The 8,349-nt window shown below is 63.7% G+C and carries 9 protein-coding genes; 2 read left to right on the plus strand and 7 right to left on the minus strand.

The genetic code is table 11. From position 1 onward, the window contains the following. Positions 1 to 3: 3 nt before the first annotated feature. The 3 genes from QSV46_RS27930 to QSV46_RS27940 form a co-directional block, all read right to left on the minus strand. Positions 4 to 1,212 carry an EAL domain-containing response regulator gene (locus tag QSV46_RS27930; protein WP_314959027.1) on the minus strand — a complete coding sequence of 403 codons (1,209 nt, stop codon included), beginning with the start codon at positions 1,210 to 1,212 and terminating at the stop codon, positions 4 to 6. A gap of 283 nt (positions 1,213 to 1,495) precedes the next feature. Beyond that, on the minus strand, positions 1,496 to 1,921 hold the full coding sequence (locus QSV46_RS27935) for a hypothetical protein (RefSeq protein ID WP_314959029.1): 426 nt from the start codon (positions 1,919 to 1,921) through the stop codon (positions 1,496 to 1,498). Positions 1,922 to 2,257: 336 nt separating this feature from the next. Continuing rightward, on the minus strand, positions 2,258 to 3,421 hold the full coding sequence (locus QSV46_RS27940) for a hypothetical protein (RefSeq protein ID WP_314959030.1): 1,164 nt from the start codon (positions 3,419 to 3,421) through the stop codon (positions 2,258 to 2,260). Positions 3,422 to 3,759: 338 nt separating this feature from the next. Between QSV46_RS27940 and QSV46_RS27945 the strand changes: the two genes are divergently transcribed. Continuing rightward, positions 3,760 to 4,377 (plus strand): helix-turn-helix transcriptional regulator, encoded by a 618-nt coding sequence (locus QSV46_RS27945; RefSeq protein WP_314959033.1) that lies wholly within the window; start codon positions 3,760 to 3,762, stop codon positions 4,375 to 4,377. Between the two features lie 61 nt (positions 4,378 to 4,438). On the opposite strand, the gene QSV46_RS27950 is transcribed toward QSV46_RS27945, so the two are convergent. The 4 genes from QSV46_RS27950 to QSV46_RS27965 all read right to left on the minus strand — a co-directional run bounded on the left by QSV46_RS27950 (position 4,439) and on the right by QSV46_RS27965 (position 6,946). After that, positions 4,439 to 4,687 (minus strand): hypothetical protein, encoded by a 249-nt coding sequence (locus tag QSV46_RS27950; RefSeq protein ID WP_314959035.1) that lies wholly within the window; start codon positions 4,685 to 4,687, stop codon positions 4,439 to 4,441. A gap of 113 nt (positions 4,688 to 4,800) precedes the next feature. Then, positions 4,801 to 5,178: an Hpt domain-containing protein gene (locus QSV46_RS27955; protein ID WP_314959037.1), complete on the minus strand. Its 378-nt coding sequence runs from the start codon at positions 5,176 to 5,178 to the stop codon at positions 4,801 to 4,803. Between the two features lie 156 nt (positions 5,179 to 5,334). Next, positions 5,335 to 6,033 carry a Crp/Fnr family transcriptional regulator gene (locus QSV46_RS27960; RefSeq protein ID WP_314959040.1) on the minus strand — a complete coding sequence of 233 codons (699 nt, stop codon included), beginning with the start codon at positions 6,031 to 6,033 and terminating at the stop codon, positions 5,335 to 5,337. 202 nt (positions 6,034 to 6,235) lie between these two features. Continuing rightward, a complete protein-coding gene (locus QSV46_RS27965) occupies positions 6,236 to 6,946 on the minus strand; it encodes a Crp/Fnr family transcriptional regulator (protein WP_314959042.1) in 711 nt (236 codons plus the stop codon). A gap of 440 nt (positions 6,947 to 7,386) precedes the next feature. Between QSV46_RS27965 and QSV46_RS27970 the strand changes: the two genes are divergently transcribed. Then, entirely contained in the window at positions 7,387 to 7,854 is a 468-nt protein-coding gene (locus tag QSV46_RS27970) for a response regulator (RefSeq protein ID WP_314959068.1), read from the plus strand. Positions 7,855 to 8,349 lie beyond the last annotated feature (495 nt).

The following is an 8,349-nucleotide window of genomic DNA, read 5'->3' on the forward strand; positions in this document are numbered from 1 at the left end:
GAATCACTCGATCACCGTCTTCGTCAGCGTGCTCCGTGCAAACTTCTTCAGCGGCATCGGCTTGCCGAAGAGAAAGCCCTGCACGAAGTCGAAGCCGAGCTCGTTGGCGGCGACGAGGTCGGCGCGGCTCTCGACGCCTTCGGCCACCGCGCGCACGCCATAGCCATGTGAAAGCTCGACGATGTGGCGGCACACCGTGCGCTTGAGGCGGTCATTGCCGCTGCCGGTCACGAAGTGCCGGTCGGCCTTCAGCTTGATGAAGGGAATCCTGTCCAGATCCATCAGCTCCGGCCAGTTGGCGCCGAGATTGTCGATCGACAGGCCGATATTGTGCAGGCGCATTTCGCGCGCGATCTCGGTGAGGAATTCGAGGTCGCGGAGCGCCTCCTCGCTGGCGATCTCGATCGTCAGTCCGCCGAAGGCCGGATGCGTCGGCATGCGTCGGCAGAGATCGCGCACGGCCTGCGGCTCCCTCAGATACGACGCCGGCAGGTTGATCGAGAGATCGACCTGGCTCTGCTGCTCCAGCAGATAGTGCCAGTCCTGCACGACGCGTTCGATCACGAACTCCGAGAGGTCGCGCAGGTGCGGATCGTGCTCTTCGGGGATGAAATAGGCCGGCGGCACCACGCCCCATGTCGGGTGCCGCATCCGCACCAGCGCTTCGGCGCCGCAGCGGATCAGCGTGCGCGCGTCGATCTTGGGCTGGTACCAGAGCTCGAGCCAGCCGGCATGCAGGGCCTCGCCGACATGCACGGCCGGGCTCGGCGCCGGCTCGTCCGGCAGCAGCATCGCGACGCGCTCGCGCAGCGTCTGCGCGGCGAACGGCGTCGTCAGCGGCGGCAGCATCGCAAGCCCATATTCCTCGCCGACCTGCTGCACCGCCCTGACGATGATCGACTCGCGGGCGCCGACCGCCAGAACCTTGCCGTCGAAGGCCTCGCGCACCAGCGTCTCAAGGAATTGCCCGGGCTCGATGCCGTCGGCGGCGATGCCGAGCAGGATCAGGTCCGGCAAGTCGCTGGTCAGCACGGCCTGCAGCTCGTCGGCGCTGGCGCATTCGCTCGTGACGAAACCAAGATCCTCGAGCACCTCCGCCAGGAAAGCGCGCAGATGGCGCTTGCTGTCCGCGATGCACGCACGCGGCATCATTTTTCGCCGTCCGAAGGTTTTGGGCCTCCGTTCGGCGAGCCCAACAATCTCATCGTTCATCGCAGGCCTCTCCCGTTCCGCATCCGGTGTTAGCGATGGGAGCAGTTTCAAATATGGAGGGCTTGAGCCGATTGTTGAATTATCTGGGTAACGTTAAAGCCCGCATCACGACTAAAATTGTCTGGATCACGTTGGAGAAGTTTTTACGTCTGCCCCCGCCTCGCGCGCAGGAGCGCGGCAATCACGGGAGATTTCCGCGACGTGCACCGTGGCGACATGCACGCGCGCTGTCCTGCAATTGGACGAAGCCGCGCGCGCTTCGCCCAATTGAATAACGGACGTCTCAATTGGCTGTGGCCTTGTCGTGCTGTGCCATGCCGACCGCCTTGTAGTCATAGGTGGGATAGAACTCGGTGCGGTAGGAGCCCCACGCGGTATTCTCGATGACGCGGTTGACCTCGCGCAGCCGCGAGGCCGGCAAGCGCAGCGTGATCACCTGGCCGATGCCCATCATCACGTACCAGCTCACGACCTCGACACCGGGCGGCGGAAACGCCTTGTAGAAACCCTGCTTCTCGAGCTGGGCATTGAGCTCGCTCAACGGGCGCGACTGATCGTGCTTGAAGAAGACGGTGAGCAGCATCGCGTTGTCGGCGGTCGGCGCGGCATTGTCTTGCGGCGGCGACGTCTGCGCCATCGTCGTCGATGTCAGCACCAGCGCGCCGACAAGCAGCGCCGCCACCGCCATGGTCCGTTGGATCGATTTCATCGCGGATTCCCTCTTCGATGCTCTAGCGATGCATGGAGGATAGGCGCGAGGGCTGCGACCGACGAACTCATTTTCGCGCGATGCGCGCATGTTCCCGCTGTGCGCGTGACAGTTCTGCGACAACGCGTCCGGCCACGGCGGCGGGAGTGTGAAGCAGATCACATGTGTATTGCTGCACCTGCGCTATTGCTCCGCTCAGCCGGTGGTGGGCTGTCGAGGATTGCAGCTATGTCGATGCGGCGGATGATGTATTGGTGGTTCAGATTCGTGCTGTCAGGGCGATTTCTTGATCGCTTCCTGTGCCTGCCGCGGGCCAATTAGCCACGCGGTGCGATATCAGGTCTGCCCGATCAATTTGCGAAACGCCGCCGCGCCGTCCTGCACGACGTCGCGTCCCTTCCAGGCCAGGTAAGAGAGCTTGCCGCCGAGCGTATCGTGGCTGCGCAGCCGGCGCGAGCCGAGGATGTGTCCGACATTGGAGGGGAAGCGGCTCACTTCGGCGGCCACCAGCGCCGCGATCGCGTCCATCAATTGCTGGAGCCGAATGCCCCATTCACAATGCTCGATGCCGTCGATCCGCACCTTGAGCGCATATTCGGTGTCGTAGATTTCGGCGAGCAGGTCGCGCGCGACCAGCACGCGATTGTGCCGGAGCGCGATCCGCAAGGCGAGACGCTTGTCGTCGAGCTGGTCGAGCACCATGTCAACGACGCAGGCATACGGCACGGCGGCAACATCGGCGGCGCTCTTGCTCGCGGCCGCCTTGGTGGCAAGGCGCACCAATTGCCAGAACGTCTTCAGCCGCCTCGCCACCAGCGTCAGCGCAAACGGCAGCGCCTCGGGATGGGCCTTCTTGAAGGCGTCGAGCCGTGCGGTGATCTGATCAACCAGGCCGTCGTCGAATTTCGCGATCTTCTCCGGCAGCTTTTCGTTGAACTTCGGCAGCGCGTCGCCGGCGCGCAGCACGTGCTGCATCTTCTTCACGTCGTCGAAGGCGGTGCGCGAGGCCGTGTATTGCGCGAGCTTGCCGCGTGCGAGTTCGCTGCTCTCCGGCGAGGCGAGGGTGTTCTCGAGGACCTTGACGACCTTGGTCTGAAAGGTCGACGCGATCTTCAGCACTTCCTTGGGATTGTTGGCGGTGACCTGGTCGTTGATCGCCTTGATGTAGTCGCGCGCCATGGTCGGCAGCAGGTCGCGGCAGATCCACTCCCAGATCGGGGTCAGCGTGTTGCGCGACATCCGCCCCGCATTGGCATGCTCGGGCGCGCCGTCGATGAGCAACAGTTCGAGCGGTGCGAAGAAGTAGCGTGAGGGACTGGTGGCGCGCGCCTGGGTCGATCCGTCCTTGCGGAACTCTGCGCGCAAGCGCGCCTGGACGGCCGCCGAGCCCGGCATGTCGATGCCGCAGAGCTCGAGCCGCTCGAGCTCGCTGAGCAGGCAGCTCCGCGACAGCGGCGTCAGCCTCTGCAAGAACTCCGATAGCTGGTTGACCTCGTTCATGGCACGCAATCTTCCGCAGCGTTTCCCGCAAGACGGACAGGCCGGATGCGAGGAGGCATTTGCGCGCTCTCAATCGCGACCAAGAGAAGCAAGTCATTGTTAATTTATCCGTAAAAACCGGGCGTGGCCGGCCGGGTGGTAACCCGATCGTTAACGGGCGCCAGTCCGAATGCTGCAGCGCGGACAGGTTTATCAACCTCCACGAGGCTTTTCGGATCGCCGCACAAGCATAAATTGTGCCTGTGCCGACTTTTCGGCGTCAAACGGCCAAAATTACCGTAGTCTTACGGAGCAAAAAGTTAACCACAGAACGCCCCAGGTTCCGCTAAACGAGTCACATGGGGTCACACAACGATACGGCCACTGATTCGCGGCAGTCGGAATGGTACGAAATCAGCGCTGCTCCAGCTGAAGAGCTTGATCTCGTCCGCCTGAACGCCGCTCGTGCCAAGGCCGCCGACGAGATGGCCGCCGCGATTGCCCGCGAGCTCAACGGCCCCCTTACTGCACTCCTGCTCTACATGGGCGAGATCAAGCATCACAGCGATCAGCTCGCGCCTGTCACGGGCGACCGAGCCTATTTGCAGCGCGTCGTGGAGAATGCGTTGGCGCAGACCGAGCGCGTTTGCGGCGTGGTCAAGCAGCTTGCCGGTCCGCACAAGGCAGGCTTGCCGATCCCGTCCAGGACCGAGAACGCCGAAACCCAGGCCGCCCGCGCGCCGCAGCGGGCGCCGGGCACCGAATTGCTGGGGCCGCCGGGACAGAAGCGGCTGACCAAGCGCGAGCGCGAGGTGCTGAGGCTGATCAGCGAGGGTTGTTCGAACAAGCAGGGGGCGTTGCGGATGCAGATCAGTCCGCGCACCTTCGAGAGCCACCGCGCCGAGGCGATGCGCAAGCTCGGTGCACGCAACACCGCGGACCTCGTCCGAGCGGCGCTGCTGCATTCGATCGATTGAGGTTCGTGTGCGCCGCCGGGCGGCGCGATCGAGTCTGAGAGCTCCGGGAGCCTGATCCCGCTCAGAGATAATCTTCGGCGAAAGGACGCGCGCGCGACGACGGCCGCAGCGGCTTGAGCTCTTCCTTCGGCACGTTCGGAATGATCGTGATGATCCAGCGCGGAGGCATGCTCGATTCCTGCTCCAGCACCGAGCGAACGAAACCAGTCACCGTCGTCTCGCCAGACCTCACTGTCGCCGTCCGGCCGTTGAACTGGGCGATGCGGAAGCGACGAACCTCTTTCTGGTCCGCAGTCTCATAGGTGAACATGGAAACCCTCCTGGATTTCCGGCGACTATCGCTACCTATGATTAGCCATCTGTGAAAATCGCAAACCGTAGAAGTACGGCGGGTTTGGCGCGGTCTTCGCTACGCGGACTTGGCTAGACGTCCAACTCCTGCGCGCGCGCAGCCTCGTAGGCCGCGTCCATCAGATCCAGCAGATCATGAAATTCGGCCCCGCCAAGCGTCTCCGCGGACTGCTCCAGCTGCAGGGCCAGCGCCGCGAGCCTGACATAGCCGAACGTTCCGGCCGCGCTCTTCAGCGAATGCGCTTCGCGCGCGATCCTGGCGTGATGCTGTGCCGGCGTGAGGTTGCGGAATAGGTGCAGGCGCGCGCAAGTCTCGCTCCAGAACACCCGGCGCACTTCGCAGGCGCCGTCCTCGCCGATCTCGCGCACCAGGGCCTGATAGGCGCCCGGCTCGCGCGCGGGCTCGGCATCGAGTGCCTTCGGCATCGGCGCGGCGGTCACTTCAAGCATCGTGCTCCCTGTCCTGGTCACGGTTCCATTGTGGCGCGCTCGGTCCCGGCGCGAGGCACGCCCATGTCTAGGCCATTCGAATTTCAGTTCCGGTAGCGGGACAGCAGGTGTTTGCGCGCCGGCGTTAGCTGCCGGTTCACCAAGCCGTGGCGCCGGTCAGCGCGGGCCGAGCAGCCGGTCGTACTGGGTCTTCACGATGGCGTAGCACTCGCACGCCGTCTGGCGCAGGCCGTCCAGGTTGAGGATCTGGATGTGTCCGCGGCTGTAATGGATGAAGTTGGCCTGCTGCAACGTGTTGGCGACCAGAGACACGCTGTTGCGGCGCGCGCCGATCATCTGCGCCATCGCCTCCTGGGTCAGCAGCAGGCGGTGGTCGCCCGAGAGGTCGTGGGTGTGCAGCAGGCAGCGCGACAGCCGCGCCTCTACCGGATGGGCGGCGTTGCAGCCTGCGGTCTGCTGGACCTGTGCGTAAACCGCCAAGCCGTGACGGGTGAGCAGCGTCCGCAGCGTGCTGCTCTGGTCGGCCGCGCCGCGCAGCCGGTCGAGGTCCATGACGGAGGCGGCACCGGGAATCAGCACGATCGCCGTGTTCAGCGCAGAGGCATCGCCCATGGTCGAGAGCGTTCCGAGCAGGCTGTCGCGGCCGATCATGGCGACCTGCACATGCTCGCCCTTGGCGAGTTTCACCACCAGCGAGATGATGCCGCGGTGGAGGAAGTAGGCGCGCTTCAGCATCTCGCCGGTCTCGACCAGGATCGCTTCATGCGGCAGGTCGACCGTGCGCAGATGCGGGCGGATCAATTCGTAATCCTCCGCGGACAGCGCGGACAGGAAACCGTTGGATGGGCGGCCCATCGTTTCCAAAGCTGCCTCCCGCCTCGTCAGCGAGGGACGCGCGTAGGCGAGTTTGCGGATCCCATCCTCCGACAGGCTCCATCATGTTCACGTCAGGATATATTGGCAATTGGGACAAGATGTCCGACTGCAATGATCGCCTTGGGACATCTTGGGACATCGTGTGTACCCCGGCATGCAAGCGGGTCGCGCCGCGCTGTCATCACCGCAGGGTTCCCAGCAGGCGCGCATGGTAGCGCTTGACCGTCCCATAGCAGTCACAGGACGTCGTTTCCAACGCGCGCAGGTCGATGATCTCGATCTGGCCGCGGGTGTAATGAATGACGCCGGCGCGCTGGAGCGCATTTGCGACGAGGGAAATCGCGTTGCGTCGTACCCCCATCATCTGCGCCAGCGCTTCCTGTGTCAGCGGGAGGATGTTGCCATCGGACAGGTCGTGGGCCCGCAAGAGCCAGCGTGCAAGCCGCGCTTCGACCGGATGCAGCGTGTTGCACAGCGCCGATTGCTGCGCATGCGCGAGCAGCACCTGCTCGTGGCGGATCATCAGGCCGCGGAACTGCGCGCTTGCAGCAGCGACGACCCGGAAGGCCGGGATTTCTAGCACGGAAGCCGTCCCCGCGAACAGCACTGCGGCGTCCGCTGGCGCAATGCCGTCGGCGAGCGCCGCGCCGCAGCCGACGACGCTGTCGCGGCCCAGCATCGCAACCTCGATCATCTGTCCCTCGGAGAGGCCCACCGTGATCGAAACGGATCCGGCGTGGGGGAAGTAGACATACTTCAGCGCGGCGCCCGCCTCGGCCAAGACAGATTCCCTGACCATTTCGACTGTCGTCAGATGGGGACGCAGCAGGTCGAAATCCGCCGCCTCGAGCGCTTGCAGCAGCTTGTTGGGTGGATGGCCGCTTGCAGTCATGCAGGATCAATCCAGCGCGCTCGAAACATGATCAGCGCCGAGCCCCGTTCGTCATCCAGTTGCACGGCGATAAAATTATATTGTAAAGGTTGTGGCGCCGTCCATATACCCGTTGGAGGGCAGACAGGCTGCCGCATTTGCGGCGGAAATAGGTACCGCGCTGATTCGCGCGTGAAGTCGGGGCGTTCGCCCTGTACCGGTCGGCGGGAAAGGGCGGCAAGGGGCCATCATGAGCCGGAAGCATTGCATCCGCGCCGCCGTCGGAGCGCGACCGACACCTGCGGCTACCCGTCTTGAGCGCGCATTTCCAGCGATCGGGGACCGGTCAGCGGCGTGGCTTTGCAACGCCGCCAAGGCTGCATCCGTGTTCCCTCATTTTCCGACGCGATTGGCGACGTCTGCGGCCATCAAGGTTTCGATTCCAGCCAGAGGAGAATGGCGTGTCCCACGGTTCAACTGTTGAATCGCCGAAGCGGGAAGCCCAAACGGGGACGGAAGATCCGCGCCATATTCTCGTTGTCGACGACGATCCGATGGTGTGCATGGCCATCGAGATTTGTCTCCAGCGGCATAATTTCCGGGTGACGATTGCCGACGGAGGAGAAGCCGGACTTCGCGCTCTCGAAACCGAACGGGTCGATCTGATGATGATCGATATCTTCATGCCGCACATGCGGGGATTCGAGTCCATCCGGATCTTCCACGAGCGCGCGCCGGCCATTCCGCTCATTGCGATGTCCGGCTACGCCTTCGCAAACTTGAACTCGCCCGCACCCGACTTCCTCCGGATGGCGCTGGAGCTCGGCGCGGCGCGTTGCCTTCGCAAGCCGTTTACGCCGGATGCGCTCCTCGCCGCAATCAGGGATTGCCTCGCGGAGCGTCGTGCTGTCGCCGCGCGATTGGGTTAGCGATTTGCCGATCGCAGAGGCCGCAAAGTAAGCGTCCGTTTACCACAAGCGCAACTATGGCGGATTCCGGCAGGCGGACAGCCGGTGCGTCGTGTGAGCGATTCCGGCTGCGGGTGATTTGATTCAAGTTGTGCGGCCCGTGCACATCGTCCCGCACCGGCGGGACTTTCTTGCGCACTTCGGAACGCCGTTATCGGAACGTTTACCTATGGCGTCTCCCGCATCAGATGCGGCGCCGCCCTTGCCGAAAAACGCTGTCGCGTCCTGCCGATAGCGCAAACTTGTCTTCAATATCCGTATTAGCACGGAGGCTGAAATTAACGGGACCGTGAAACGGGATGTCTAACGATCCCGAAGCGGACTTCCGCCGAACTCCAGGTCGGCTCAGGCGTCGCAGTCCAGCTCAGTAAGGCGTAGCTCATGGATGATCTGTTGCGGGAGTTCTTGACGGAGACCAGCGAGAGCCTGGACACCGTCGACAATCAGCTGGTGAAG

The sequence above is a fragment of the Bradyrhizobium cosmicum genome, from assembly GCF_032290525.1.
Lineage (GTDB): Bacteria > Pseudomonadota > Alphaproteobacteria > Rhizobiales > Xanthobacteraceae > Bradyrhizobium > Bradyrhizobium cosmicum_A.

Excerpts from the sequence above, each read along its gene's own strand:
- QSV46_RS27930 (WP_314959027.1), bottom strand. The coding sequence starts at position 1,212 with ATGAACGATGAGATTGTTGGGCTCGCCGAACGGAGGCCCAAAACCTTC.
- QSV46_RS27935 (WP_314959029.1), bottom strand. The coding sequence starts at position 1,921 with ATGAAATCGATCCAACGGACCATGGCGGTGGCGGCGCTGCTTGTCGGC.
- QSV46_RS27940 (WP_314959030.1), bottom strand. The coding sequence starts at position 3,421 with ATGAACGAGGTCAACCAGCTATCGGAGTTCTTGCAGAGGCTGACGCCG.
- QSV46_RS27945 (WP_314959033.1), top strand. The coding sequence starts at position 3,760 with ATGGGGTCACACAACGATACGGCCACTGATTCGCGGCAGTCGGAATGG.
- QSV46_RS27950 (WP_314959035.1), bottom strand. The coding sequence starts at position 4,687 with ATGTTCACCTATGAGACTGCGGACCAGAAAGAGGTTCGTCGCTTCCGC.
- QSV46_RS27955 (WP_314959037.1), bottom strand. The coding sequence starts at position 5,178 with ATGCTTGAAGTGACCGCCGCGCCGATGCCGAAGGCACTCGATGCCGAG.
- QSV46_RS27960 (WP_314959040.1), bottom strand. The coding sequence starts at position 6,033 with ATGGGCCGCCCATCCAACGGTTTCCTGTCCGCGCTGTCCGCGGAGGAT.
- QSV46_RS27965 (WP_314959042.1), bottom strand. The coding sequence starts at position 6,946 with ATGACTGCAAGCGGCCATCCACCCAACAAGCTGCTGCAAGCGCTCGAG.